The 25,758-nt window shown below is 69.7% G+C and carries 21 protein-coding genes; 11 read left to right on the top strand and 10 right to left on the bottom strand.

The genetic code is table 11. The features are described from left to right. Positions 1–47: 47 nt before the first annotated feature. The 6 genes from glgB to G6O69_RS02755 form a co-directional block, all read right to left on the bottom strand. Entirely contained in the window at positions 48–2,303 is a 2,256-nt protein-coding gene (glgB, locus tag G6O69_RS02780) for a 1,4-alpha-glucan branching protein GlgB (RefSeq protein ID WP_172301978.1), read from the bottom strand. Continuing rightward, positions 2,296–4,773: a glycogen/starch/alpha-glucan phosphorylase gene (locus tag G6O69_RS02775; protein WP_172301977.1), complete on the bottom strand. Its 2,478-nt coding sequence runs from the start codon at positions 4,771–4,773 to the stop codon at positions 2,296–2,298. Before G6O69_RS02775 ends, glgB begins: the two co-directional genes overlap by 8 nt. Then, positions 4,758–5,585 carry an aldehyde dehydrogenase family protein gene (locus tag G6O69_RS02770; RefSeq protein ID WP_172301976.1) on the bottom strand — a complete coding sequence of 276 codons (828 nt, stop codon included), beginning with the start codon at positions 5,583–5,585 and terminating at the stop codon, positions 4,758–4,760. The genes G6O69_RS02775 and G6O69_RS02770 overlap by 16 nt, the downstream gene beginning before the upstream one ends. Continuing rightward, positions 5,582–7,090: an aldehyde dehydrogenase family protein gene (locus G6O69_RS02765; protein WP_172301975.1), complete on the bottom strand. Its 1,509-nt coding sequence runs from the start codon at positions 7,088–7,090 to the stop codon at positions 5,582–5,584. Before G6O69_RS02765 ends, G6O69_RS02770 begins: the two co-directional genes overlap by 4 nt. 16 nt (positions 7,091–7,106) lie before the next feature. Continuing rightward, on the bottom strand, positions 7,107–8,027 hold the full coding sequence (gene deoC, locus G6O69_RS02760; RefSeq protein WP_172301974.1) for a deoxyribose-phosphate aldolase: 921 nt from the start codon (positions 8,025–8,027) through the stop codon (positions 7,107–7,109). A 187-nt stretch (positions 8,028–8,214) separates the two neighbouring features. Beyond that, positions 8,215–8,628 carry a hypothetical protein gene (locus G6O69_RS02755; RefSeq protein ID WP_172301973.1) on the bottom strand — a complete coding sequence of 138 codons (414 nt, stop codon included), beginning with the start codon at positions 8,626–8,628 and terminating at the stop codon, positions 8,215–8,217. A 191-nt stretch (positions 8,629–8,819) separates the two neighbouring features. On the opposite strand from G6O69_RS02755, the gene G6O69_RS02750 reads away from it, so the two are divergent. Next, the gene (locus G6O69_RS02750) at positions 8,820–10,562 is read left to right on the top strand and encodes a hypothetical protein (protein WP_176396592.1); all 1,743 of its coding nucleotides are present in this window, start codon (positions 8,820–8,822) and stop codon (positions 10,560–10,562) included. 73 nt (positions 10,563–10,635) lie between these two features. Here the strand turns inward: G6O69_RS02750 and G6O69_RS02745 are convergent, their stop codons facing one another. Next, positions 10,636–10,947 (bottom strand): hypothetical protein, encoded by a 312-nt coding sequence (locus tag G6O69_RS02745; protein WP_172301972.1) that lies wholly within the window; start codon positions 10,945–10,947, stop codon positions 10,636–10,638. 226 nt (positions 10,948–11,173) lie between these two features. On the opposite strand from G6O69_RS02745, the gene G6O69_RS02740 reads away from it, so the two are divergent. Beyond that, a complete protein-coding gene (locus G6O69_RS02740) occupies positions 11,174–11,710 on the top strand; it encodes a hypothetical protein (protein WP_176396591.1) in 537 nt (178 codons plus the stop codon). Between the two features lie 40 nt (positions 11,711–11,750). Here G6O69_RS02740 and G6O69_RS02735 read toward each other — a convergent pair whose 3' ends face one another. Beyond that, entirely contained in the window at positions 11,751–12,548 is a 798-nt protein-coding gene (locus G6O69_RS02735; RefSeq protein ID WP_172301970.1) for a hypothetical protein, read from the bottom strand. Between the two features lie 102 nt (positions 12,549–12,650). On the opposite strand from G6O69_RS02735, the gene G6O69_RS02730 reads away from it, so the two are divergent. The 5 genes from G6O69_RS02730 to G6O69_RS41865 all read left to right on the top strand — a co-directional run bounded on the left by G6O69_RS02730 (position 12,651) and on the right by G6O69_RS41865 (position 16,541). Beyond that, positions 12,651–13,034: a helix-turn-helix domain-containing protein gene (locus G6O69_RS02730; protein ID WP_172301969.1), complete on the top strand. Its 384-nt coding sequence runs from the start codon at positions 12,651–12,653 to the stop codon at positions 13,032–13,034. Then, a complete protein-coding gene (locus G6O69_RS02725) occupies positions 12,982–13,605 on the top strand; it encodes an IS630 family transposase (protein ID WP_172301968.1) in 624 nt (207 codons plus the stop codon). The genes G6O69_RS02730 and G6O69_RS02725 overlap by 53 nt, the downstream gene beginning before the upstream one ends. Before the next feature lie 81 nt (positions 13,606–13,686). Next, entirely contained in the window at positions 13,687–14,070 is a 384-nt protein-coding gene (locus G6O69_RS02720) for a hypothetical protein (protein WP_172301967.1), read from the top strand. Then, on the top strand, positions 14,018–14,641 hold the full coding sequence (locus tag G6O69_RS02715) for an IS630 family transposase (RefSeq protein WP_172301966.1): 624 nt from the start codon (positions 14,018–14,020) through the stop codon (positions 14,639–14,641). The genes G6O69_RS02720 and G6O69_RS02715 overlap by 53 nt, the downstream gene beginning before the upstream one ends. A 127-nt stretch (positions 14,642–14,768) precedes the next feature. Then, complete coding sequence (locus G6O69_RS41865; RefSeq protein ID WP_172301965.1) at positions 14,769–16,541, top strand: alpha/beta fold hydrolase; 1,773 nt, start codon at positions 14,769–14,771, stop codon at positions 16,539–16,541. On the opposite strand, the gene G6O69_RS02705 is transcribed toward G6O69_RS41865, so the two are convergent. Further along, complete coding sequence (locus tag G6O69_RS02705; RefSeq protein ID WP_172301964.1) at positions 16,528–18,171, bottom strand: family 10 glycosylhydrolase; 1,644 nt, start codon at positions 18,169–18,171, stop codon at positions 16,528–16,530. The genes G6O69_RS41865 and G6O69_RS02705 overlap by 14 nt on opposite strands. Before the next feature lie 26 nt (positions 18,172–18,197). Between G6O69_RS02705 and xdhA the strand changes: the two genes are divergently transcribed. The 4 genes from xdhA to G6O69_RS02685 all read left to right on the top strand — a co-directional run bounded on the left by xdhA (position 18,198) and on the right by G6O69_RS02685 (position 24,222). Further along, entirely contained in the window at positions 18,198–19,712 is a 1,515-nt protein-coding gene (gene xdhA, locus G6O69_RS39685; protein ID WP_172301963.1) for a xanthine dehydrogenase small subunit, read from the top strand. Continuing rightward, positions 19,709–22,045 (top strand): xanthine dehydrogenase molybdopterin binding subunit, encoded by a 2,337-nt coding sequence (gene xdhB / locus G6O69_RS39680; protein ID WP_172301962.1) that lies wholly within the window; start codon positions 19,709–19,711, stop codon positions 22,043–22,045. Before xdhA ends, xdhB begins: the two co-directional genes overlap by 4 nt. Positions 22,046–22,240: 195 nt before the next feature. Then, on the top strand, positions 22,241–23,182 hold the full coding sequence (locus tag G6O69_RS02690) for a hypothetical protein (protein ID WP_176396590.1): 942 nt from the start codon (positions 22,241–22,243) through the stop codon (positions 23,180–23,182). An 80-nt stretch (positions 23,183–23,262) separates the two neighbouring features. Beyond that, positions 23,263–24,222 carry a hypothetical protein gene (locus G6O69_RS02685; RefSeq protein ID WP_172301960.1) on the top strand — a complete coding sequence of 320 codons (960 nt, stop codon included), beginning with the start codon at positions 23,263–23,265 and terminating at the stop codon, positions 24,220–24,222. 60 nt (positions 24,223–24,282) lie between these two features. On the opposite strand, the gene gspN is transcribed toward G6O69_RS02685, so the two are convergent. Continuing rightward, on the bottom strand, positions 24,283–25,755 hold the full coding sequence (gene gspN, locus G6O69_RS02680) for a type II secretion system protein GspN (protein ID WP_172301959.1): 1,473 nt from the start codon (positions 25,753–25,755) through the stop codon (positions 24,283–24,285). Positions 25,756–25,758 lie beyond the last annotated feature (3 nt).

The raw sequence follows: 25,758 nt of genomic DNA, 5'->3' as shown, positions 1-25,758 counted from the left end.
AAAGACCGCGCGGGCGCGCCGGGGAGGCGCGTCCGCGAGAGAGGCGCTCAGGCCGGGACGAGGATCAGCGTCGCCAGCGGGGGGAGCGTGAGCGCCACGGAGCGCGGCCGGCCGTGGGCGGAGACCGCCTCGCTGGTGAGGGCGGCCTCGACGTTGCCGACGTTGCTGCCGCCGTAGTGGTTCGAGTCCGTGTTGAGGCGCTCGCGCCAGGCCTCGACGCCGGCGGGCACGCCCACGCGGTAGCCGTAGCGCGGCACGGGGGTGAAGTTGCAGACCACCAGGGCGAGCTGCCCGGGCTCGGGGCCCTTGCGCAGGAAGCTGTAGACCGAGAGCTCGACGTCGTCGGCCTGGACCCACTCGAAGCCCGCGCCCTCGCAGTCGAGGGCGTGGAGCGCCGGGAGCTCGCGGTAGACCGCGTTGAGGTCGCGGATCAGCGCCTGCACGCCGCGGTGCTCGGCGCTGCCCGGGTGGTGCTCGTCGAGCAGGTGCCAGTCCAAGGAGCGGTCGTGGTTCCACTCGCGCTCCTGGGCGAACTCGCCGCCCATGAACAGCAGCTTCTTGCCCGGGTGGGTCCACATGAAGCCGTAGTAGGCGCGGAGGTTGGCGAACTGCTGCCAGCGATCGCCGGGCATCTTGGCGATCATCGAGCCCTTGCCGTGCACGACCTCGTCGTGGGACAGGGGCAGCACGAAGTTCTCGTCGAAGGCGTAGAGCAGCCCGAAGGTCAGGCGGTTGTGGTGGTACTTGCGATGGACCGGGTCCTGGCCCATGTAGTCGAGGCTGTCGTGCATCCAGCCCATGTTCCACTTGTAGTAAAAGCCCAGCCCGCCGGCCGAGGTCGGGCGTGAGACCCCGGGCCAGGCCGTGGACTCTTCAGCCACGGTGATCGCCCCGGGGGCCTCGCCGCCGACGACCTCGTTCATGCGCTTCAAAAACGCGATCGCCTCGAGGTTCTCGCGGCCGCCCTCGGCGTTGGGGATCCACTGGCCCTCGGCCCGGGAGTAGTCGCGGTAGAGCATCGAGGCCACGGCGTCGACGCGCAGGCCGTCGACGCCCCAGCGCTCGAGCCAGTAGAGCGCGTTGCCGACGAGGAAGTTTTGGACCTCGTTGCGGCCGAAGTTGTAGATCAGCGTGTTCCAGTCCTCGTGGAAGCCCTCGCGCGGATCCGCGTACTCGTAGAGCGCGGTCCCGTCGAACTCGGCGAGGCCGTGCTCGTCCGTGGGGAAGTGGGCCGGGACCCAGTCCAGGAGCACGCCGAGGCCGGCGGCGTGGCAGGCCGCGACGAACCTGGCGAAGCCCTCGGGCGGGCCAAAGCGGGCCGAGGGCGCGTACATGCCGATGACCTGGTAGCCCCAGGAGCCGTCGAAGGGGTGCTCGGCCACGGGCAGGAGCTCGATATGGGTGAAGCCGAGCTCGGCGGCGTAGGCCGGGAGCTGCTCGCTGAGCGCGTCCCAGTCGAGCATCGCGCCGGCCTCGGCGTCGGGCTGATCGGGGCTGGCCGGCCCGCGCCGCCACGAGCCGAGGTGGACCTCGTAGATCGAGATCGCGGCCGAGCGATCGTTGGCGGCCGCGCGGCCCTCGGGCAGCTTGCGCTCGGGCGGCTCGGGGGCGACGACGCTGGCCGTGGCCGGGCGCAGCTCGCCGCGAAAGGCGTAGGGATCGGCCTTGGCCGGGAGCGGCTGACCGCCCTGATCGCGCAGCTGATACTTGTAGGCGACGCCGGCGTCGAGGCCGGGGATGAACAGCTCCCACAGCCCCGCGCCGGGGTGCGGGCGCATGCCGTGGACGCGCTCGTCCCAGCTGTTGAAGTCGCCGACCACCGCGACCCGCGAGGCGTTGGGCGCCCACAGGGCGAAGCGCACGCCGGCCACGCCCTCCTGCGCGCACGGCCGCGCGCCGAGCACGGTCCACGGGCGCAGGTGTCGGCCCTCGCCGAGCAGGTGGCGGTCGAGCTCGCCGATCTCGGAGGCGAAGCGGTAGGGGTCGTCGATCACGACCGTGTGGCCCAGGGGGTAGTGGACGCGCAGGCGGTAGTCGAGGGGCGGCGGCTGATCGAGGCGACCCTCGAACAGGCCGTCGGCGTGGATCTGGTCGAGCGCGGCCAGGCTGGCGCCCGGGCTGTCCGCGGGATCGGGGGTCGCGTCGGCGCGCACGACCTCGATCTGGAGCGCGCCAGGCAGCAGCGCGCGCACCCAGGTGGGCGAGCGCGGGGCCTCGGGGTCCTCGCGGTGGGGGCCGAGCAGGGCGAAGGGATCGCCGTGCTCGCCGCTGATCAGCGTGTTGACTCGATCGGCACTAAGCATCGGGCTCGCGGGTGGGGACGGGCATCCCCCAGATGTTCTCGGCGTAGTCGCGGATCGTGCGATCCGTGGAGAAGTAGCCCATGCCCGCGATGTTGTGGATCGTCTCGCCGGCCCAGCGCTCGCGCTGGCCAAAGAGCATGTCGACGCGGGCCTGGGCCTCGAGGTAGGCGGCGAAGTCGGCGAGCAGCAGGTAGCTGTCGCGGTTGAGCAGGTTGTCGACCAGGCCGCGGTAGCGGGCGTGGTCCGCCGGCGAGAACGCCCCGCTGGCGATGGCCTCGAGCACCTTGAATAGCCGCGGGTTGTCCTCGACGTAGGCGCGGGGGTTGTAGCCCTCGTTGCGCAGCTCCCGGACCTCGTCGGCGTCGTGACCGAAGATGAAGAAGTGGTCGCGGCCGACGGCCTCGGCCATCTCGATGTTGGCCCCGTCCCACGTCCCGATCGTCATCGCGCCGTTCATCGCGAATTTCATGTTGCCGGTGCCCGAGGCCTCGGTCCCGGCCGTGGAGATCTGCTCGGAGAGGTCGGCGGCGGGGATGATGACCTCGGCGGCCGAGACCCCGTAGTTGGGCAGGAAGACCACGCGCAGCCGGCCGTCGATGCGCGGGTCGCTGTTGACCACCCGGGCGACGTCGTGGATCAGCCGGATGATCAGCTTGGCCTTGTGGTAGGCCGAGGCCGCCTTGCCGGCGAAGAGCACCGTGCGCGGCTGCCAGTCGGCCTCGGGCGCGGCCGAGATCGCCTGGTAGCGGGCGATGACCTGGAGGATGTTGAGCAGCTGGCGCTTGTACTCGTGGATGCGCTTGATGTGGACGTCGATCAGGCTGTCGGGATCGATGATCAGCCCGAGCTCGCGGCGCACGAGCTCGGCGAGGCGCTGCTTGTTGCTGAGCTTGGCGGCGAGGATCTCGGCGCGGAATTCGGCGTCGTCGGCCAGCGGGCGCAGCTCGGCGAGGCGCTCGAGGTGCGTGCGCCAGTCGTGCCCGCCGGCCAGGCGACGGTCGAGCAGCGTCGACAGCTCGGGGTTGGCCTGGGCCAGCCAGCGCCGCGGGGTCACGCCGTTGGTCACGTTGCAAAAGCGCCGCGGGAGGATCTGCGCGTAGTCGGCGAAGATCGTCTCGACCATCAGGTCCGAGTGTAGCTTGGACACGCCGTTGACCTGGTGCGAGGCGACGATCGAGAGCGGGGCCATGCGGACGCGGCGCTCGCCCTGCTCGTCGATCAGCGAGACCCGGGCGATGAGCTCGTTGTCGTCGGGGAAGTGGCGGGTGACGTGGCCGAGGAAGTGGGCGTTGAGCTGATAGATGAGCTCGAGGTGCCGGGGCAGCAGGTCCTCGAGCATGCGCACCGGCCAGGTCTCGAGGGCCTCGGGCATCAGCGTGTGGTTGGTGTAGCTCAGCGCCCGCTGGCACTGCTCGAGGGCCGCCTCCCAGGTCATGCCGTGCTCGTCGATGAGCAGGCGCAGGAGCTCGGGCACGGTCAGCGCCGGGTGGGTGTCGTTGAGGTGGATCGCCGCCTTCTCGCCCAGGTTGGTCAGCCGGCCGTGGTCGGCGATGTGCCGGGCGATCAGGTCCTGGAGCGAGGCGCTGACCAGGAAGTACTCCTGGCGCAGGCGAAGCTCGCGGCCCGCCGGGGTCGAGTCGTCGGGGTAGAGCACCCAGTTGATGGTCTCGGCCGCCTGCTTGGCCGCGCCGGCCGAGGCGTAGTCGCCCCGGGAGAACGCGGCGAAGTCGATCGGTCGGCTGGGCGCGGCCTGCCACAGGCGCAAGACCGCGACCCGGCGCGTGGCGTAGCCGGGGACCACGAAGTCGTAGGCCGTGGCGTGGAGGGTCTCGCCGGGCTCCCAGCGCCGGTCCTGGCCTTCGCTGACCACGCGGCCGCCAAAGCCCACGCGGAAGTGGATCTCCGGGCGGTGGAGCTCCCAGGGGTTGCCGTCGCGCAGCCAGTCGCTGGGCTCCTCGGTCTGGGCCCCGTCGTGGATGTGCTGATCGAACATCCCGTACTCGTAGCGCAGCCCGTAGCCGAAGGAGGGCAGCTCGAGGGTGGCCATGGAGTCGAGGAAGCAGGCCGCGAGCCGGCCGAGGCCGCCGTTGCCGAGGGCCGCGTCGGGCTCGCGCTCGAGCACGTCGCGGGGCTGATGGCCGGCGCTCTCGGCCGCGCGCTTGAACGCGGCCTCGAGGCCGAGGGCCGCCAGGGCGTTGCTCAGGGCGCGGCCCATGAGGAACTCCATGGACAGGTAGTGAACGCGCTTGGCCCCGGACTTGCGATCGCTGCGCAGGGTCTGGTTCATGCGCTCGGCGAGCTCGGCCCGGCAGGCGTGGGCCGCCGCGCGCATCCAGGCGCTCAGCGGCGAGCGCTTGGGGGTGACACCGCTCTCGCGCTCGACGCGATCGAGCAGCGCCTGGGTCGCGCCGTCCTCGCTGAGCTCGGTCAGGGTCAAGGTGGGATCGTTGGGGTTCAGCTGCTCATCCATACGGTTTTAATCTCTGCGAGCTGCTGCAAGGTCAGGGGAGAGGCGGACTCGGCCGCGCCGGTGACGTGGATCAGCCGGCGCATGACTCGGGCGGCCTCGCGCTGGGTGCTTGCGCGCAGCTCGGGGTCGACGGCGCCCTCGGCGATGTAGATCGCGTCGAGGTCGTCGTGGTGGTTGGCCCAGGCGAGGAGCCCGGGCACGTCGGTGGTCATCACGTCCACGACCCCCGCCGGCATGTCGCAGGTCGCCAGCGCCTCGGCCAGGGCCGTGGCCAGCTCGCCAGCGGCGAGGGGCACGAAGAGCTTGACCACGTTGCCCATCAGCGTGGCGGCGCACAGCGCCTCGACCATGCCCAGGAGCTCGTCGGCGGGATCGGGCACGGCCACGACCACGCCCACGGGGCGGAGCATGGAGTAGTTGACGTGGGCCGTGGCCACGGGGTTGAGGGTCGAGAGCAGCGCCTGGATCTTGTCGCACCAGCCGGCGTGGTGGACGACGCGGTCGACGGCCAGGTGGACGTGCTCGTCGTCGATCGGCAGGGCGTGGGCGCGGTCCTCGAGGATCTCCGCGAGGCGGTAGAGGATCTGCCCGCGGTTGTAGGCGCTGCGCCCGGACCAGCCGGCCAGGGCGGCGCGGGCCTGATCCATGGCGTCACGGAAGTCCTTGCGGCTGGCTCGGCACACGTAGATATCCCTGGGTTGGACGCCGGTCGCGCGGATGCGGTCGACGCGGCCGGACTCGGAGCGGATGAATTTGCCGCCCACGTAGAGCTTGAGGGTCTTCTCGACGAGGAGGCGGGGTTGGACGGTCATGGGCTCACCTCGCGCAGGTAGGGCCACAGCCCGGCGACGCCGCCCTCGCGGCCGAAGCCCGAGTGACGCACGCCGCCAAAGGGCGAGGTCGGATCGAAGAGGTTGTAGCCGTTGGCCCAGACCACGCCGCAGTCGAGGGCGTGGGCGGTGCGGAACAGCTTTTGACTCTTCTCGGACCAGACCCCGCAGGCGAGGCCGTACTCCGTGTCGTTGGCCTTGCGCACGGCCTCGTCGGGGGTGCGGAAGGTCAGCACCGAGAGCACCGGGCCAAAGATCTCCTCGCGCACGACGGTGTCGGTCTGCTGCACGCCGGTGAGGATCGTGGGCAGGTGGTAGTGCCCGGCCGCGGGCGGCTCACAGGCGGCGCCCTGCCAGACCGTCGCGCCCTCGCGGGTGGCGATCTCGAGGTAGCCGGCGATCGTCTCGTGCTGCTGCTTGGAGTTGATGGCCCCGATGTCGGTGTTCTTGTCGAGGGGGTCGCCCACGCGCAGGGTCTGGACGCGACGCTGGAGCCGGGCGACGAAGTCCTCGGCGATCGACTCCTCGACGAGCAGGCGAGAGCCCGCGCAGCACACGTGGCCCTGGTTGAAGAAGATCCCGTCGACGCAGCCCTCCACGGCCTGGTCGAGGGCCGCGTCGGCGAACACGATGTTGGCCCCCTTGCCGCCCAGCTCCATGGTCGCGCGCTTTTGCGTGCCGGCGATGGCCTGCATGATCGTGCGCCCGACGGCGGTGCTGCCGGTGAACGCGACCTTGTCGACGCCGGGGTGCGCGACCAGCCGGGCGCCTGTCGGGCCGGCGCCGTTGATGATGTTGACCACCCCCGGCGGCAGCCCGGCCGCGTCGAGGACCTCGCAAAACAGCGCCGCCGTCAGCGGGGTGGTCTCGGCCGGCTTGAGCACCACCGTGTTGCCGGTGGCCAGGGCGGGAGCGATCTTCCAGGCCAGCATCAGCAGCGGGAAGTTCCAGGGGATGATCTGGGCCGCGACGCCGAGGGGGGCGACGCTGCGCCCCGCGGCCGCGTGGCCGAGCTTGTCGGCCCAGCCCGCGTAATAAAAGAAGTGCGCCGCGGCCAGGGGCACGTCGATGTCGCGGGTCTCGCGGATCGGCTTGCCGTTGTCGATGGTCTCGAGCACCGCGAACTCGCGGGCGCGCTCTTGCAGGCGGCGAGCGATGCGGAACAGGTACTTGCCGCGCTCGAGGCCCGAGAGCTTGGACCAGACCTGCTCGTAGGCCGTGCGGGCCGCGCTCACGGCCGCGTCGACCTCGGCCTCGGTGGCCGCCGCGACGCTGGCCAGGCGCGCGCCCGTGGCCGGGTTGAGGGTCTCGAAGCGCGCCTCCTCGGCGCCCTCGACCCACGCGCCGGCGATGTAGTGCCCGTAGTGATCGCGGATCTCGACGGGGGTGCTCTCGAGGGCGGGCGCGAGCTCGAGGGCGCCGGCGAGCTTCAGCTCGTGGCGGGCCTGCTCGCGGCCGGGCTCGGGGGGAGTCTTGGAAGTGCTCATGTCGCGCTACCGGGGGTCAGTCGACGGAGAAGCGGCGCGGGGACTGGTAGTAGCCGTCCTCGCGCCAGAAGATCTGCCGCAGCAGGTCGTTGGCCAGGGAGCTCGCGCCGAAGCGGAACAGCGCCGGCGTCATCCAGTCGGCGCCGAGGATCTCGGCGAGCATGGCCAGGTAGTGCAGGGCCTGCTTGCCCGTGCGGATGCCGCCCGCGGGCTTCATGCCCACGCGCACGCCGGTTGCGAGGTAGTGCTCGCGGATCGCCTCGAGCATGACCAAGGTGACCTCGTAGGTGGCGGCGGGCTGGATCTTGCCCGTGGACGTCTTGATGAAGTCGGCGCCCGCGGCGATCGCCAGGCGCGAGGCCGCGGCGACGTTGTCGAGGGTGCGCAGCTCGCCGGTCTCGAGGATGACCTTGAGGTGCGCCTCGCCGCAGGCCTGCTTGGTGGCCACGATCTCGTCGAAGACCCGACGATCGTCGCCCGACAAGAAGGCCCCGCGGTTGATCACCATGTCGATCTCGTCGGCACCCGCAGCCACGGTCTGGCGGACCTCCTCGAGCTTGAGCGCCAGGGGCAGCTGGCCCGAGGGGAAGGCCGTGGCGACCGCGGCGAGCTTGACTGGGCTGTCTTCGCCGAGGGTGGCCCGGGCCGTGGGCACCATGGAGGGGTAGACGCAGACGGCCGCGCAGCTGGGCAGCTGGGGCGCGGGCGGATGCGGGCGGAGGGCCTTGTGGCAAAGGCCGCGGACGCGCTCGGGGCTGTCGGCGCCCTCGAGCGTGGTCAGGTCGACCATCGACAGGGCCAGGCGCAGGAGCTGGTCCTTGGACTCGGCCTTGATGCTGCGCTTGCGGACGCGAGCGACGCGGGCAGCGGCGCTGACCTCGTCGACGGCGGCGGCACGCCAGCGGCGGATGTCGGACTCGGTGCAGGTCTGGGGCATGGGCTTGGGGTCTGCGTGGGCTCGGGGGAGGCTCGGGAGACGCTACACCGATTTGGCGGTCGGGGATCCCCGCGCGATTTTGCCCAGAATTATGGGGAATTGGCGACCTGGGCTGCCGCGGTTTATGCGCTGAAGACGGCTGTGCTTCGTGTCACGAGAAAGGCTGCGAGGCGGTGTCTTGCGCGCCTCAGTCCCGTCCTTCTCGCAGGCGGAGGCGCCGGCTGCCGTCGGCCTCCAGCTGCTCTTCGAGGCTGAGCCCGGCAGCCGCCGCCGCGCCGCGGACCCGGGCGAGCGCGAGGGTCTGGCGCAGCGGCGCGAGCAGCTCGGCCTCGAGAGTGCGGGTGTCGAGCTCGCCGCAGACCAGGCGCCAGCGATCCGCCTCGCGGACGAAGCCGAGATCTTCGACGCTGCCCAGGGTGCCGGCGGGCAGGCGAAGGTCGACCGGCTCGCCCGCGCACTCGAGGCTGCCCTCGAGCATCACGCGGTCGTCGACGAAGGCCGCCTGCTCGATCTCGACGCCGAGCTCGAGGGCCGCGAGGGCGGCGAGGAGCTCTTCGCGTGCGACGGCGAGGCCGAGATCGACGCGGACGTAGCGACTCACTGCGCCACTTTAGCGCAGCGTGTCGCGACGACAAGGCGGCGAAGATCCGCGTTCACGGCGATGGCCGAGTCAGGCGGTGGCGCGAGCCACAATTCCGGCGCTCGGGCACGCCTCGGCGTCCAGCGACGCACTCGAGGTCGCGCTGCCAGGTTCGTCTGGTCTCGCGTCGCGTCCGAGTTCAACATCGCAGGATGCAGATTGGCGAGCGAGCGAGTGGGTGCGTCTTGGTGCTCTTGGTGTCGGGCTGTCCGCTCGGAGACGACGGCGATGAGGACACGCAGAGCGCCGGCACGGGCGATGACACGGCGGAGACCGGCGCTGACGCGCACGACGACGACACCGAGCTGGACGGCAGCGATCTGGAGACGACCAGTGGGTCCGAGTCGGAGAGCGAGAGCGAGTCGGAGAGCGAGAGCGAGTCGGAGAGCGAGAGCGAGTCGGAGAGCGAGGGCGAGTCGGAGAGCGAGGGCGAATCGGAGAGCGGAAGCGAGTCGGAGAGCGAGAGCGAGTCGGAGAGCGAGAGCGAGTCGGAGAGCGGCGAGTCGGGCGGAGAGGACCCCGGGGAGGCCATGGTCTGGCCGGCCTCCGAAGCCGAGGAGCCGTGCACGACCTTCGCCGCCGACCCGGATCGGGTGCTCGGGGCCTACGTCGCGCGCAACGGCTTTGGCAACGACGCCGGCGAGGTCAGCTTCGTGCGCGCCGACGGCAGCGACTTCCTGGTCCGCAGCGACGCCGCGCTCGACTTCACGGTTGGTGGCTACGGCGACGCGGTGATGATCGTCGAGGAGCCGGAGTGTGCCTGGACCTCGACCGCGTCATTGGTCGCGCGCGACAGCGGCGAGCTGATCTGGGGCGGCCTGGCGCTCCCCCACGCCGTGGGGGTCGGTGAGGTGAGCATGCAGGCCGACGGACGCGCGGTGATCTCGGCCTACGACTGCGACGACCCCGAGCCGAAATTCATCGTCGTCGATCAGGGCGAGGTCGTGGCCAGCGGCCAGGGCGAGCCCGTGCTCCGGCGGATCCGCGAAGACGGCTACCTGCCGCTCTACGTGCCCTACTACGAAGAGGAGGTCGACGCCGTAGACCACTGGCGCTGGTACGGGGTCGACAGCGGGCTGTGGAAGTCTCCAGTTCACCCCTTTGACGACGACTGGTGGACGGGCCGAGCCAAGTACCTGGCGAGCGGCGAGCTCGTCTACTTCGCCGAGGTCGAGGGCGAGCACGTGCTGGTCGTCGACGAGCCGGACGAGACGGAGCTGATCTCGAGCCCGATCCACGCCCTGGTGGAGACCGGCTGGAGCCTGAGCCTCGACTGGGGCTTTCCGCAGTACATCCGGCCCAACGCCTGGGACAGCGAGTGGACGTTGATCCGCGCGATCAAAGACGACGCCCACCGCCTGTTCGCGCTCACCCCGGAGCACGACATCGTCGAGGTCACCCCCGCCGCGCCCGCGGGCACGGTGCCCCTGGCCTGCGCCAACCCAGGCCTGGACGATGCGGGCCGGCTGCTGATGCCCTGGCTGGGCGAGGACACGGCGAAGGTGTGGATCGAGTTCGCCCCCGACCAGTGGACCGCGCGGAGCCTGGCGCTGCACGACGTCGGCCGGGTCGCCGTCAGCCATGTGGGCGAGACGACCTTCATCCGCGCCGCCGCCGACAGCTCCGATGGCTGTGACGACGCCTGGGGTCAGGCGCCAGAGGAGGGGATCATCGGGCAGGGCGACCAGTACGTGTTCGAGGCCAACATTTATGTCCCGCCGGTGAGCGTGGCCCACCGCCCGGACCCGAGCGCACGCTGTGTGGCTGCGCCGCAAAGCGCTGCGTTTTTGGGCTCGAGCTGGGGGACTGGATGGGAGCTTCGCGACCTTGGTGCGAATGAGTATTTCCCGCTGCCAGATTGGGGGACGGGGAGCTTTCGGTGGTTCGCGGACTGAGTTGCTGAGAGTAGGGGGTGTTGGGCCTCCTGCGTCGCTACCAGGGTCCGGGGGGCTTGGTGTTCGCTACTTCTCAGGTGCGTCGGTGGTCCTGTATCGTGGCGATCACCCGCGCGCCTGCCTCTCGTGAGGGGTTCTCCGGCTGGAGCATGGCGTCGGGGAAGCCTTGGAGCGGCGGGGCGTTGAGTTGGCGCACGATCCCCGCGCCGCGGGCTCGGGCGCTGTCGTGGAGCTGCTGGATCTGCGCTGCGCTCGGGCCGATGTCCCCGGCTTGCTGATCCGCCCGCGCGCTCGCGCTGCCGCCTCCGCCGATGTCGCCTTGTTGGGCTTGGCCGCTGCCGGCGACGCCCTCGGCGGCGCGCGTGCCGACCACGGGCACGGTCATCTCGAAGCCGAAGTCTTGGGGTCGCTGTCGCTGCTGCTGTCGGGATCGGTGGACGCGGCCGTGGGCATGAAGCCCGAGGGATCCGTGCGCGCCAGCGGTTAGGCGTAGCGGTTCCAGCCGCTGCTGCTCAGCGGATCCACCACGAAGGGATCTGCCGACGCCATCCGGCCGGTGTCGACGATGGCAGACATCCGAAGAGACGCTCGATCAGCTCGAGACCGGAGATGTGATCGTCTTTGGCGTCGAGAGTCGACCGGTCGGCCCTTATGAGGCCGCACGCGAGTTGATCTCGGCGAGCGTGATCGTGGCCGAGAAGACAGTGATCCGTGCGCGCGTCACCGGTGAGATCCGCTATGCCGAGCACTTCGGGACCAACGCGGGTCACGGCCTGCGCGCAGGGATGGCCGTCGATGTGCCGCGCTCCGTCGTGCTCGGGGCCGGTCGCCCGCAGCCCGCCGAGGGCTACGGCAGCAAGGGGGATCCCGTGGACACCTTCAAGGCCAGCACCGAGACCAAGAAGACCTACAAGATCCACCCGAGCACGCCCTACGACCTCCAGCTTCCCTATCGCACGAAAGAGCTGGAGTGGTACGTGGATCCGCAGCTGGCGACGATGAAGCACATCGGAGAAGACGGGCTGCTCGAACAGATTTCGTTCACCGAGGGCAGCATGCGCGGGGACGTCACGGTGCGAGCGATCGACAACGACCCGATGCAGGGCAAGGTCCTCGTCGGCCGCTGGGACTTCGTGCTGGACGACTGAGCGTCCGCTGGCATGGACAAGCGGCCAGGTGCATGGGCTCTCACCCGAACGGCCATATCAACGGGAGCGTCTCACCGCGCTCATCCGAAGACTCGAGTGCTATCTTCTCTGGAACCTCGATCCCGAGGGATTGAGTGTCAGACCAGCACTCGACCTCATTGTACGAAAGTCCGTTTTCGAGGAGCGCATTCTTGGGCCGCCAGTGCTCCAGGTAGCGAGGCCCCAGCACAAGCGCAACGCCGAGCTGTCGAGGAATTCCCCGCCAAAACCAGGAACGCACCGGGTGCTGATCCGTGGAAGAGTCACTGCCGAGGCATGCCCCCCAGACATGTCCGTGAAGGTGCCGAGCCTCTCCATAGAATGGGCTCAGGAACGAAGAGAGCTTTCGCCAAAGACGACGAAGGGCATTCTCCATCCCTGGTTGATGTAGCGCGGCGAGTTCGACATCGATCGAAAGCATGTTGCAGCGGAAGCGTCCTCGCAGGTCTGGCGCCATGCCGGAGTATGCGAGGTGAAATCCAACCACTGGACGAGTTGGGTAGTAGACCGCCGACTTCCCCAAATTCTCGAGCATGAACTGCACGAGCGCCTCCACACCAGTCTCCTCAGTCTTATGCTGCGGTGGCTCCCATAGCCCATAGCGCCGCGGCAAGGCTTCGGGAAGGTACTCTAGGAGCAACGCGACGAACCGCTGCATGCCTTCGAGCGTGGCGAGGTGCTGACCCGTGAACCACCATGAGAGCCTCAGGGTAGACACGCGTTCTTCCCGAGGCAGCTCACGGTAGCGCTTGACCCCTCGCGGTAGAACAAGCTCGCCTTGTTGGGGATCTTCGAGCACGCCAGAGAACAAAGACGCGATCTGCCGCGCGGTCTTTAGTGTACGATCCAGAGGATCGGAAGGGGGATCGACATCGAGTCCCCATGGTGATCTACTGGCCGGGTGACGACGCCAATCTCCGTCGACCTCCGCGCCCGGATCGCCGAAGCCATCGAAGCTGGCGAAGAAAGTCAGCCCCTCATCGCCGAGCGCTTCTCCGTCTCGGTCACCACCGTCGAACGCATCTCGCGGAAGCTGCGCCAAGGCGAGAGCTTGGTGCCGAAGAGTCCACCTGGCCGGACGCCCAAGTTGAAGGAGCGCCACCTCCTGTGGATTCGTGGCGAGATGGAGAAGGACCCCTACCTCGGCTCCTACCACCTCTCGGAGCGCTTCAATCGACGATTTCCCAAGAACCGGGTCCATCGCTCGACGATCCTCCGGGCGCTTCACCAACTTGGCCTCAGCTTCAAAAAAAACTCCCTACGCTCCCCAGCAGGACCGACCTGACGTCGCCGAGGAGCGCGCCCAGTTTCGGTTGCGACAGCGGCGACTCGACATCGGACGTCTCGTCTTCGTGGACGAATCGGGCACGCATCCAGGGATTGGTCCGCGCCGGGGCTGGTCCCCACGCGGCGAGCCGCTCTACGGACCGCACGAGCCCTATTCCCGCGGTCGCCACGTCTCGATGATCGCGGCCTTGCGAGTCGACGGCATCAGCGCCTTGATGACGACCGATGGCGGGGTCAAGACCGCTGACTTTCTGCGCTTCGTCCGACAGCACCTGGCTCCCACGCTCGAGCCGGGCGACATCGTTTGCTGGGATAACATCAACATGCACAAGAATGCAGAGGTCGTGGCTGCGGTGCTCGAGACGGGTGCGAAGGTCGTCCGCTTGCCCCGGTACAGTCCCGACTTCAACCCGATCGAGGCCGCTTGGGCGAAGGTCAAAGCTTGGATACGCCGAGCGATGCCCACGAGCGTCAGCGAGCTCAAGAAGGCGATGCGTAGGTCCCTGCGTCGGATCCGAGCCTCGGACGCACTCGGCTGGCTCAAGTACTGTGGATATCGCCTTCCGTGATTCTGATCCGTACACTAGTGTACGATCCAGAGGACCGGAAGGGTGATCGACATCGAGTCCCCATGGTGATCTACTGGCCGGGTGACGACGCCAATCTCCGTCGACCTCCGCACCCGGATCGCCGAAGCCATCGAAGCTGGCGAAGAAAGTCAGCCCCTCATCGCCGAGCGCTTCTCCGTCTCGGTCACCACCGTCGAACGCATCTCGCGGAAGCTGCGCCAAGGCGAGAGCTTGGTGCCGAAGAGTCCACCTGGCCGGACGCCCAAGTTGAAGGAGCGCCACCTCCTGTGGATTCGTGGCGAGATGGAGAAGGACCCCTACCTCGGCTCCTACCACCTCTCGGCGCGCTTCAATCGACGATTTCCCAAGAACCGGGTCCATCGCTCGACGATCCTCCGGGCGCTTCACCAACTTGGCCTCAGCTTCAAAAAAAACTCCCTACGCTCCCCAGCGGGACCGACCTGACGTCGCCGAGGAGCGCGCCCAGTTTCGGTTGCGACAGCGGCGACTCGACATCGGACGTCTCGTCTTCGTGGACGAATCGGGCACGCATCCAGGGATTGGTCCGCGCCGGGGCTGGTCCCCACGCGGCGAGCCGCTCTACGGACCGCACGAGCCCTATTCCCGCGGTCGCCACGTCTCGATGATCGCGGCCTTACGCGTCGACGGCATCAGCGCCTTGATGACGACCGATGGCGGGGTCAAGACCGCTGACTTTCTGCGCTTCGTCCGACAGCGCCTGGCCCCCACGCTCGAGCCGGGCGACATCGTTTGCTGGGATAACATCAACATGCACAAGAATGCAGAGGTCGTGGCTGCGGTGCTCGAGAGGGGTGCGAAGGTCGTCCGCTTGCCCCGGTACAGTCCCGACTTCAACCCGATCGAGGCCGCTTGGGCGAAGGTCAAAGCTTGGATACGCCGAGCGATGCCCACGACCGTCAGCGAGCTCAAGAAGGCGATGCGTAGGTCCCTGCGTCGGATCCGAGCCTCGGACGCACTCGGCTGGCTCAAGTACTGTGGATATCGCCTTCCGTGATTCTGATCCGTACACTAGCCGGTGTGAACAGCGAGTCTCTGCGACCTCGCTGACATAGTTTGCAGTCCAGCCCACCACCTCGGGGCGAGCGCTTGGCGAGCCGCTGTGGGCCTGCCAAACTGCGCCCGTGCGTCGCCTCGCCCCGCGCTTGCTCTCTCTGGCGCTCCTCTTCGCCGCCACGGCCAGCCTGGCCTGCAAGCCCCAGCCCCCCGCCGAGCCGGTCGCCGCCGCACCCCCGCCGCTGCCCGCCACGCCCCCGGTGACCCTGCCGGCGCTATGCGCCGAGCCGCTGCGCAGCTGGGGCGTGCTCGATGACGCCGGCTCGATCGTCGCGGTCTCGCGCGGGCGCTGCCTGGGCCCGGTCGAGCACCCCGAGGACGGCCGCCTGTGGCACCTTGTCGCCCAGCTTCAGGACGTGGGCGCGGCGGCGTCGAGCTGGGAGCTGCACACCTGGGTCGACGACGACGGCCAGCCGCGCCACGCCGAGTTCCGCACGCCGCTGCTGGTCACGCGCTACACCTGGGAGGCGCAGCGCCTGGTCCTGCGCAGGCTCGGGGATCGTCTGGAGGTCCCGCTGGAGGGTCCAGACGCGAACCCGGGGGCGCTGTGGCCCACGCCGAGCCACGCGCTCTTCATCCGCGAGGTGATGCTGCGCCTGGGCGTGGGGGTGGGCAGCGAGGAGATCATCCAGCGCAGCTGGGTGCCGGAGGCGGACGCGTTCACCGAGCTGCGCGCGAGCTTGCGGGTGGACGATGACGGGGAGCACGGCCAGGTCGGCGTGGGCGAGAGCGTGCTGGCCCTCGAGGGCCTCGGCGAGGGCCTGGCGGGGCTGCGGATCGCGGCGGTGATGGCCGGCGAGCGCCTGCGCTATCGCCCGCTGCCCTCCGAGTCGGACGCGCTCGCGGACTTCCTGCCGGCGACCCCGATGCCGCGCTACGTGCCGCCTGCGGATCTCGAGCTGGTCCCCGTGGAGGTGCCGGCGGCGGGGGAGCAGCCGGCGCTGGCGGGTGAGCTGGTGCTGCCGGCGGGGGCGAGCGTGGCGGTCGCGGCCGGCGAGCGCGAGCGCCTGCCGGGGGTGCTCTTCCTGTCCGGGGCGGGGCCGCAGGATCGCTACGGCATCGTCCCCCACAGCCCCGTGGACCTCGGCAGCCACGAGCTCCAAGACGCCCTCGCGCGGGCCGGCTTCGCGGTCCTGCGCCTCGACGATCGCGGCGTGGGTCGCAGCGAGGTCGGCGAGGATCCAAACCCGGGCTTCGACGCGCTCGTCGACGACGGGCGCCGGGCGCTGGCGAGCTTGGCGGCGCGGCCCGAGGTCGACGCCAGGCAGCTGGTGGTCGTCGGCCACGGCGAGGGGGCGCTGCACGCCGCGATCTTGGCGGGGGAGCGGCGCAAGGGCGGCAAGGTCAGCGCCCTGGTCTTGCTCGCGGCCCCGGGGCGAAACCTCCGCGAGCTGATCTACGACGAGATCCGGGCGTCGATGGCGGGCGAGCGCGAGGGCAAGGTCCGCGCCGTGGTCGACCGCGCCCGCCGGGTCCACGCGGCCGCGCTCGCGGGCGGCGAGCTCCCGGCGAGCAGCGAGGGGGCCCGCGCGTGGATGATCGAGGCCTTTGGCGAGGATCCGCTCGCGCGCCTGGCCAAGGTCCGCGCGCCGATCCTCGCGCTCCAGGGCGGCAAGGACTTTCAGGTCAGCCCCGAGCGAGACTTCGAGGCGGTCCGCGCCCTGGTCGAGACGCGCGCGGCCGCGGGCAGTCAGGCGGCGCTCTTCCCCGAGCTCGACCACCTGTTCAAGCTCGAGCCTGGAGAGTCGACGCCGGGGCACTACGCGGATCTGACCCGCGGCGTGGACCCGGCGGTGAGCGAGCGGATCGTCGCCTGGCTGGTCGCGCTCACAGCTCGATGACGACGCCCGGGCTCTCGACGTTGTGCCAGCCGGCAGCGCTGATCGCCCAGCGCCCGGCGTCGAGGTCGATGAGCGCGGAGTCCTCTCCGCTGGGCACGGGGACGATGCGGTCCAGGACCCATTCGCCGCCCTGGTCGGCGTAGACCACCCACGCGCGCAGGCGCTGGGCCGAGAGGTCCTCGACGAGGGCGCCGGCGCCCTGGACCGTGACCAGGGGCGGGTCGACCTCGGCGTCGAGGCGCTCGGCGAGGGGCGGGGTCAGGGCCGGCTGGCCATAAAATTGCTCGGCCAGGGCCGCGTTGACGCCCATGGTGTCGGCGAGCAGCGGCTGGACCTGAAAGAGGATGTTGCCCAGGGAATTTTGGTCGGCGTAGGCGCGCGAGAGCGCGAGCTGGGCGAGGATCTCGTCGAGGCCCCACTCGCCGATGTTGCTGAGGTAGTTGCCCACGAACACGTAGCGATCGGGGTTGAGGGTCGACCACCAGTCGAGCAGGAGCTCGTAATTTTGCTGCTGGCTGTAGGTCGGCCAGTAGAGCTGGGGCGCGGCGTAGTCGAGCCAGCCCTCCTCCATCCACAGCAGCGGGTCCGCGTAGAGCGAGGCGTACTGGTCGAGGCCGACGATGCCCTCGGGGATGCCCGAGCGGTAGATGCCGAAGGGCGCGATGCCGAAGCGGACGTCGGGGTCGGTGAGGGCGATGGTGTCGTGGAGCTCCTCGACCAGGGCGTTGACGTTCTCGCGCCGCCAGTCGTCGCGCGCGAGCTGGCCGCCGTCTTGGACGTAGGCGGACCAGGTCAGCTCGTCCGGGAAGTCCTCGTCGGTGGGGTAGGGGTAGAAGTAGTCGTCGAGGTGGATGCCGTCGATCTCGTAGCGCTCGACGACGTCGGCGACGACGTCGACGACGTGCTCGCGGACGTCGACGGAGCCGGGGTCCATCCACAGCGCGCTGCCGTAGACGTGGGCGTGCTCGGGCAGCTGCAACGCGATATGCGGCTCGCTCAGCGCCGAGCTGGCCCCGGCGGCGGCGCGGTAGGGGTTGAGCCAGCCGTGGACCTCGAGGTTGCGGACGTGGGCCTGCTCGATCAGGAAGGTGAGGGGATCCCAGCCGGGGTCGCTGCCTTGACTGCCGGTCAGGTAGCGGCTCCACGGCTCGAGCGAGGACGCGTAGACGGCGTCGGACTCGGGGCGGATCTGGAACACGATCGCGTTGAGGTTGATCGCGGCGGCGGCCTCGACGATCTCGATGAGCTCGGCCTGGGCGGCGACCTGGCCGAGCCCCGCGCTGCTCGGCCAGTTGATGTTGTAGACGGTGGTCACCCACACGCCGCGGAATTCCCGGGCGTGGGCGACGTCGACGAGCTCCTGGTCCCAGACCTCGCTGGTGTCTTCGGTCTCGGTCTCGCTCTCGCCGCCGGTGGTCTCGGCGCTGTCGCCTGCGTCGACGCCGGTGCTCGACTCGTCGAGGGTGTCGAGCTCGTCTTGGCCCTCGCTCTCGCCGGTGCCGGTCTCGAGCCCGCCGTCTTCGTAGCCGGTGCCGCCGGAGCAGCCGACGAGGGCGAGACCCAGGGCGCCAGCGAGGGCCGAGGTCGAGAAGGTGCGCGCGAGAGAGAGCCCCTGGATCCGTCGAATCATCGCGGTGCAGGTGATAACATCGCGCGGTGCAGCCACGCACCCTAATCGTCAACGGCCGGCCGCTCTCGGCGGCCGAGGTCGACCCCCACACCACGGTGCTCGACTTCTTGCGGTCGCGCGGGCTCGTCGGCAGCAAAGAGGGCTGCGCCGAGGGCGAGTGCGGGGCCTGTGCGGTGATCCTGGTCCGCCCGGAGTGGCGCAGCGAGGGCGAGAGCTCGCGCTATGTGGCGATCAACAGCTGCCTGACCCTGGTCGGCTCGGTGCTCGGGGCCGAGCTGCTCACGGTCGAGGGCCTGCGCCCGCGGCCCGACGCCCTCCACCCGGTGCAGCAGGCGATGGTCGACGCGGGCGGCTCGCAGTGCGGCTATTGCACGCCGGGCTTCGTGGTCAGCATGTTCGCCGAGTACTACCGCCGCGAGCGCCCCGACTGGGATCCCGAGAGCGTGGCGGGGAACCTGTGCCGCTGCACCGGCTACCGGCCGATCCGCGCGGCGATGCGCGGCCTCGAGCGGCCGCGCGAGCTCGATGATCGCTTCTTGGCGCGGCTCGAGGCGCCGGCGCCGGCGCTGGCCAAGCAGGGCCGCCAGGAGCTGCTGCGCATCGGCACGGCCAGGCACGGCGGCGCGGAGCGGTCGCATCGGCTGATCCGCCCCGGGACGCTGGACGAGCTGCTGGCGCTCCTGGCCGCGGAGCCGGAGGCCAAGATCGTCGCCGGCGGCACCGACGTGGTCGTGGGCGTCAACCAGGACCTCGCGCGCTGGCCCCTGCTCGTCAGCCTCGAGGCGGTGGACGAGCTGCGGCGCTTCGAGGTCGGCGAGCAGTGGGTGGAGATCGGGGCCGGGCTCGCGCTCAGCGAGCTCGAGGAGCGTCTGCACGCCCACGCCGGCCTGCTGCCCCTGCTCGGCGAGCTGCTGCCGCTGTTCTCGTCGCGGCTGATCCGCAACCGCGCCACCTTGGGCGGGAATTTGGCCAACGCCTCGCCGATCGGCGACTCGCCGCCGGCGCTGCTGGCCCTCGACGCCGAGCTGATCTTGCGCTCGGCCTCGGGCCGCCGCGTGGTCCCGCTGGCGGAGTTCTTCATCGGCTACCGCCGCACGCTGCTCCAGCCCGGCGAGCTGATCGACGCGGTGCGCGTGCCCAGGCGCGCGCCGACTCACGCGCACTTTTATAAGGTCAGCAAGCGGGTGCTCGACGACATCTCCACGGTCGCGGCGGGCTTCGCCATCGATCTCGGTGAGGATGGGACGATCACCCGGGCGCGGCTGGCCTACGGGGGCGTGGCGGCCACGCCAGTCCGGGCGCACGCGGCCGAGGACGCGCTGCGCGGTCGGCCGTGGACGCGCGAGAGCGTGGCGGCGGCGAGCCAGGCGTTGGCGGGGGCGTTCACGCCCATGAAGGACCACCGCGGCAGCGCCGAGTATCGCCAGGCCATGGTCGTGCGCCTGCTCGAGAAATTTTTCCACGAGACCCAGCTGGGTCGGCGCGTCGGTCCGCAGCCACCTGCGACGAGCGAGGGCGCGAGCGCGGAGGTGCGCTCATGAGCGAGCGCAGCACCCAGGTCGGTCGAGCCCTGGCCCACGAGTCCGCCCACGGCCACGTCACTGGCGAGGCTCGCTACACCGACGATCTTCTGCCGCGCACGCCCGAGGCCCTGCACGCGTGGCCGGTGCAGTCGGTCCACGCCCACGCGCGGGTGGTCAGCGTCGACACCGAGGCGGCGCAGGCGGTGGTCGGCGTGGTCGCGGTGCTGAGCGCGGCCAGCGTGCCTCCTGGGGGACAAAATCAGGTCGGAGCCGTGCGCCTCGACGAGCCGCTCTTCCCCGATGAGGTCAGCCACCACGGTCAGCCCGTGGTCTGGGTCCTGGGCGAGACCCTCGAGGCTGCCCGCGAGGGCGCCGCGGCGGTGGTCGTCGACTACGAGGTGCTGCCGGCGATCCTGACCATGGCCGAGGCGCTCGCGGCAAAGAGCACGCTGAGCGAGGCGATGATCATCGTCAGCGGTGAGCCCGAGGCGGCTTTGGCGAACGCGCCGCGTCGCCTCGAGGGCGAGCTCGAGATCGGCGGTCAGGAGCATTTTTATCTCGAGACTCAGGCGGCGCTCGCGACCTGGGACGAGGCTGGCGGAGTGTTCGTGCACAGCTCCACGCAGCACCCCAGCGAGACCCAGCACATCGTCGCCCGGGTCCTCGGCTTGCCGGCTCACGCCGTCACCTGCCAGTCGCTGCGCATGGGCGGCGCCTTTGGGGGCAAGGAGGTCCAGGCCAACCCGATCGCGGCCGTGGCCGCGCTCGGGGCCAAGGTGACTGGTCGACCCGTGCGCGTGCGCCTGGATCGTCAGCGCGACATGCAGATCACCGGCAAGCGTCACCCCTTTTGGGGGCGCTACCGCGTGGGCTTCGACGACGAGGGCCGGCTGCTCGCCCTGGACGTGGCGCTCTACAGCGACGGCGGCTGGTCCATGGATCTGTCCAAGCCGATCATGTATCGGGCGCTCTTTCACATCGACAACTGCTATCGCCTGCCCAACCTGCGCGTGGTCGGTCGGGTCCTGCGCACGAACAAGACCTCGCAGACGGCCTTTCGTGGGTTTGGCGGGCCGCAGGGCATGGTCGTGATCGAGGAGATCGTCGACCGCGTGGCCCGGGCCGTGGGCCGCCCCGCCCACGAGGTCCGCGCGCTCAACTTCTATCGCCCCGGCGACTGCACCCACTACGGCCAGGAGGTCCGCGACGCGGATCGCATCGCGCGGATCTGGGATGCGCTGATGACCAGCGCGCAGGTCGAGGCGCGGCGGGCCGAGGTCGATCGCGCCAACGCGACCTGCACCCACGAAAAGCGCGGGCTGGCGATCACCCCGGTCAAGTTCGGGATCTCGTTCACGACCAGCTTCCTCAACCAGGCCGGCGCGCTGGTGCTGATCTACGCCGACGGCTCCGTGCAGGTGAACCACGGCGGCACGGAGATGGGTCAGGGGCTGCACACCAAGATGATGCAGATCGCCGCTGACGGCCTGGGCGTGCCGCTTTCGTCCGTGCGGCTGATGCCCACGCGCACCGACAAGGTCCCCAACACCTCGGCGACGGCGGCCTCGAGCGGCTCGGACCTCAACGGCGCGGCGGTCGAGATCGCCTGCACGCAGCTGCGCGAGCGCCTCGCCGCGGTCGCCGGGCGCATGCTGGATCTCCCGCCGGCGGACCTGCGCTTCGCCCAAGGTCGCGTGTTTCCTTTTTGGGGCGAGCCGACGGGCGAGCGCAGCCAGGGCTTCGCCGAGGTCGTGGCCCGGGCCTACCTCGAGCGCGTCCAGCTCTTCGCCGCGGGCTACTACCGCACGCCGGAGATCCACTACGACGAGCAGCTCGGACGCGGGAAGCCCTTTCACTACTACTGCTACGGCGCGGCGGTGACCGAGGTCGCCGTCGACGGCTTCACTGGGCAGTACGAGATCGTCCGCGTCGATGTGCTCCATGACGTCGGGCGCTCGATCTCTCCGCTGATCGATCGTGGGCAGATCGAGGGCGGCTACATCCAGGGCCTTGGCTGGCTGACCTGCGAAGAGCTGGTCTGGAACGAGCAGGGTGCCCTGGCCACGCGGGGGGCCTCGACCTACAAGCTCCCGAGCCTGGGCGAGTGCCCCGAGGTCTTCAACGTCGAGCTGCTGGCGATGGCCGACGAGCCCAAGGTGGTCAAGGGCAGCAAGGCCGTGGGCGAGCCGCCCTTCATGCTGGCGATCAGCGCCCGCGAGGCCCTGCGGGAGGCGGTGGCGGCCTTTGCTCCCGAGGGCGCGCCTGCGTCGAGCGTCGCCTTGGACTGCCCGAGTACGCCGGAGGCGGTGTATTGGGCGATCGAGGCGCTGCGAGGGGACGGCCGCTCGTGAGGCCGTGCCCCGGGCGCAGGCCCGGGGACGCTCGGTTTGCAGTGCCCGGTGTGGCGTGACGACGGCAGCCTCGCGGGGTCGTCGGCCCTGGTTGTGAGCACGCTGCGCCGGTCACCGGTGTCCCGGATCTCGGCCAATTCGAGCGTGCGGCGAAATAGTCTGCATCGAAGATGTTCGCGGGCCGAAGAGGAGGATGTGACTGGCATTCTCCATCAAGGCATCCTCCAACTCTTCCGTGACGAGCCGTGGCTCGCCTTCGATCTCCAGGGGATCCCGCGTCCCGTGGACGGTCAGCCCATCGACCGGCGGGCCGAGGTCGAGGTCCCCCTGGAAGGCGATAAAATGGTGGTCCGTCAGGGCTTTCCAGACCTGGTGATGGTCTGCCTGGGCCCCGATGGGCGGGCTTCACCATCGCGGCCGGACGGCGCGGTGCTCTCGATCGAGGCACAAAAGGCCCGAGATTGGCGGTTGCGCTGGCGCCTGCCCTTCTTTCAAGCGGTCCTGGCTCGGGACCACGAGCTGCCTTGCTGGGTGATCGTGGTGTCCTTCTCGGACGAGATGTCCGCAGATCTACGAGCCTGGGCCCACGGTCCGCCGCCGCGGGTGGAGGCGATCGTGCTGGACGTTCATACGGTGGCGGGGATCCATGATCCCGAGCAGGCGAGGAAGCATCCGCAGGCAGCTGTGCTGGCGGCGGCCCTGCATGGATCCAGAGGAGACTTGAAAGCGGCGGAGGCCGGGTTGCTGGCCACCCGGGAGCTGCCCGAGGCGAAGCGCCGGGCGTATACTATGACCATTCTCGCGGCGGTACCCCGCGCAGAGAGGAGCAAATTGATGGAACTGATCCCAAAAGAGGAGCACGACCCGCTGTGGGAGATCGAGATGAACAGCGGGACCTTTCACCTGGGGCTCGAACAGGGCCTCGAGAAGGGCCTCGAGCGCGGTCTGGAGAAGGGCCGCGAGCAGGGCCAGCAGGCGGTGCTCACAGAGATGATCCTCGCGCTGCTGGAGGTGCGCGGCGTCGAGGTGGACGCGGCCAGCGAGGCGCGGATACGTGGCGAGTCATCGCTCACTCGGCTGCGGGCATGGGCCGCGGCGGCGCGGAAGATCCCTCGGGTTGAGGTCCTCTTCGAATGAGAACTGTCGGGGAGACAGGCGATCGGTCCGTAGTCGAAAAAATACTGCATCGAAGGCATCCGCGGGCCGAAGAGGAGGATGTGACTGGCATTCTCCATCAAGGCATCCTCCAACTCTTCCGTGACGAGCCGTGGCTCGCCTTCGATCTCCAGGGGATCCCGCGTCCCGTGGACGGTCAGCCCATCGACCGGCGGGCCGAGGTCGAGGTCCCCCTGGAAGGCGACAAAATGGTGGTCCGTCAGGGCTTTCCAGACCTGGTGATGGTCTGCCTGGGCCCCGATGGGCGGGCTTCACCATCGCGGCCGGACGGCGCGGTGCTCTCGATCGAGGCACAAAAGGCCCGAGATTGGCGGCTGCGCTGGCGCCTACCCTTCTTTCAGGCGGTCCTGGCTCGGGACCACGAGCTGCCCTGCTGGGTGATCGTGGTGTCCTTCTCGGATGAGATGTCCGCAGATCTACGAGCCTGGGCCCACGGTCCGCCGCCGCGGGTGGAGGCGATCGTGCTGGACGTTCATACGGTGGCGGGGATCCATGATCCCGAGCAGGCGAGGAAGCATCCGCAGGCAGCTGTGCTGGCGGGGGCCCTGCATGGATCCAGAGGAGACTTGAAGGCGGCGGAGGCCGGGTTGCTGGCCACCCGGGAGCTGCCCGAGGCGAAGCGCCGGGCGTATACTATGACGATTCTCGCGGCGGTACCCCGCGCGGATAGGAGCAAATTGATGGAACTGATCCCAAAAGAGGAGCACGACCCGCTGTGGGAGATCGAGATGAACAGCGGGACCTTTCACCTGGGGCTCGAACAGGGGCTCGAGCAGGGCCTCGAGCGCGGTCTGGAGAAGGGCCGTATAGAAGGCAGCGAGCACGGCCAACGGGCGGTGCTCACAGAGATGATCCTCGCGCTGCTGGAGGTGCGCGGCGTCGAGGTGGACGCGGCCAGCGAGGCGCGGATACGCGGCGAGTCGTCGCTCACTCGGCTGCGTGCATGGGCCGCAGCCGCCCGAGAGGCGCCCCAGGCAGACGCGCTCTTTCGGGTCGAGTGAAGGGGAGGCCGAGGAGACACGGAGCGGAGGGCTACGCAGCCCTCCTGCCCCCGCGTCGGCTCACTGGATACCGCCCTCTTCGACCTCGTCGCCCGCGCCCTCTTCTTCTTCGTTCTCGGGCTCTTCGCCGGCTTCTTCGGCGGCCTCTTCTTGCTCGGGCTCCTCCTCCTGCTCGGGCTCCTCACCCTCGTCGTCACCGGCGGCGGCCTCAGCCAACTCGACCTCGACGCGTCCGCTGGCCTCACCGCCCGCCTCGCCGCCGCGGTCGACCTCTGCCGCGCCCTCTTCGGGGCTGGGGATGCCCTCGTCGTCGCCTTCGCGCTCGGCGACGGCCTCCTCGGCCTTCTCGCGCGCGGCCTGCTGCTGCTCGCGCTGGGAGCGGAGCTCGGCGCGTCGCTGCTCGCGCTCGCGAGCGCGGCGCTGGGCGTCCTCTCGCTTCTTGCGCTGCTTTTGAGCCTTGGTCAGCTCGTTGATCCCGCGGAAGCGGCGGTTGTCGAAGTTGCCCTCGAGCACGTAGCCCATCCAGCCCTCGTCGGGGCCGTCCATCTTGACCTTGTCGCTGGCGGTGGCGACCACCAGATCGATGCTGTCGCTCTTCTTGCGCAGCTCGGGGCTGATGAACACCTTGAAGACCAGGTCGAGGCGAGAGGTGCCGATCGGGTCCTTGAAGGCGATGTCGCCGAGGAGCTCGATCTTCATGTCGTCGCTCTCGCTGCCGAAGTTCTCGGCCTTGGCCTCGCCATTTTTTACCTCGAGCACGCCGTCGAGGTTGCCGAGGTTGATCTCGGGGATGACCACGCCCTTGGCGAGCATGCTGCGCTTGTTGGTCTTGCTGGGGACGTAGAGCTTGGTCTTGCCGTCGCCGATGGTGCAGGCGACGCAGTGGACCTCGAGCTTGCCCTCGGCCTTGGCCCACTCACCTTCGGGCGCGCGGATGTCGACGTCGAGGGCGAAGGTCCCGCGGACCGGGGCGTTGACCACCCCCTGGAGCTTGGGCACCGAGTAGAGCGGGAGATCCTCGATCTTGAAGGCGATGTGCCCGTCGTCGTCGGCCTGGAGGTAGGCCCCGGCGATCATGCCCTGGTCGAGGGTGCCCTCGAATTCGGCGTCGATGTCATCGAAGACCAGGTACTTGAAGATCGAGAAGCTGACGTCGAGCTCCTCGATCACGAAGGGCACCATGTTGGTCTCGGGGCGCGCGGGCTCGAAGCTCCAGACCACGCCCTTGGCCGTGGCCGAGCCCCAGGGGCGCAGCGAGATGTCCTCGATGCTGATGTTGAAGCCGGCCTTGCGGGCCTCGTGGGAGATCCGCCAGCAGATCGCGTCGGTCGGGAGGCTGACCCAGACCGAGACCAGGAACACGACGAAGAGCGCGACGAACCACGTCAGCCCGCGGATCAGCTTGCGGCTGAGGGCGCCGAGGTCGACGCCGCCAGACGGCTCGAGGGGGGCTGGGGTGGTCGACATGCTCGCGCCGGCGCTCATGCCTGCGCCGCTGACCGAGGTGCCGGGTGCGGGATCGAATTCACTCATGTC

It is taken from the genome of Pseudenhygromyxa sp. WMMC2535, from assembly GCF_011083025.2.
Note: the sequence above shows the minus strand (reverse complement) of the source record. Positions and strands in the feature narration are given on the sequence as shown.

Bases quoted from the DNA above. Each gene is read 5' to 3' on its own strand.
- glgB (WP_172301978.1), bottom strand. From the start codon at position 2,303: ATGCTTAGTGCCGATCGAGTCAACACGCTGATCAGCGGCGAGCACGGC.
- G6O69_RS02775 (WP_172301977.1), bottom strand. From the start codon at position 4,773: ATGGATGAGCAGCTGAACCCCAACGATCCCACCTTGACCCTGACCGAG.
- G6O69_RS02770 (WP_172301976.1), bottom strand. From the start codon at position 5,585: ATGACCGTCCAACCCCGCCTCCTCGTCGAGAAGACCCTCAAGCTCTAC.
- G6O69_RS02765 (WP_172301975.1), bottom strand. From the start codon at position 7,090: ATGAGCACTTCCAAGACTCCCCCCGAGCCCGGCCGCGAGCAGGCCCGC.
- deoC (WP_172301974.1), bottom strand. From the start codon at position 8,027: ATGCCCCAGACCTGCACCGAGTCCGACATCCGCCGCTGGCGTGCCGCC.
- G6O69_RS02750 (WP_176396592.1), top strand. From the start codon at position 8,820: ATGCAGATTGGCGAGCGAGCGAGTGGGTGCGTCTTGGTGCTCTTGGTG.
- G6O69_RS02745 (WP_172301972.1), bottom strand. From the start codon at position 10,947: ATGACCGTGCCCGTGGTCGGCACGCGCGCCGCCGAGGGCGTCGCCGGC.
- G6O69_RS02705 (WP_172301964.1), bottom strand. From the start codon at position 18,171: ATGATTCGACGGATCCAGGGGCTCTCTCTCGCGCGCACCTTCTCGACC.
- xdhB (WP_172301962.1), top strand. From the start codon at position 19,709: ATGAGCGAGCGCAGCACCCAGGTCGGTCGAGCCCTGGCCCACGAGTCC.
- gspN (WP_172301959.1), bottom strand. From the start codon at position 25,755: ATGAGTGAATTCGATCCCGCACCCGGCACCTCGGTCAGCGGCGCAGGC.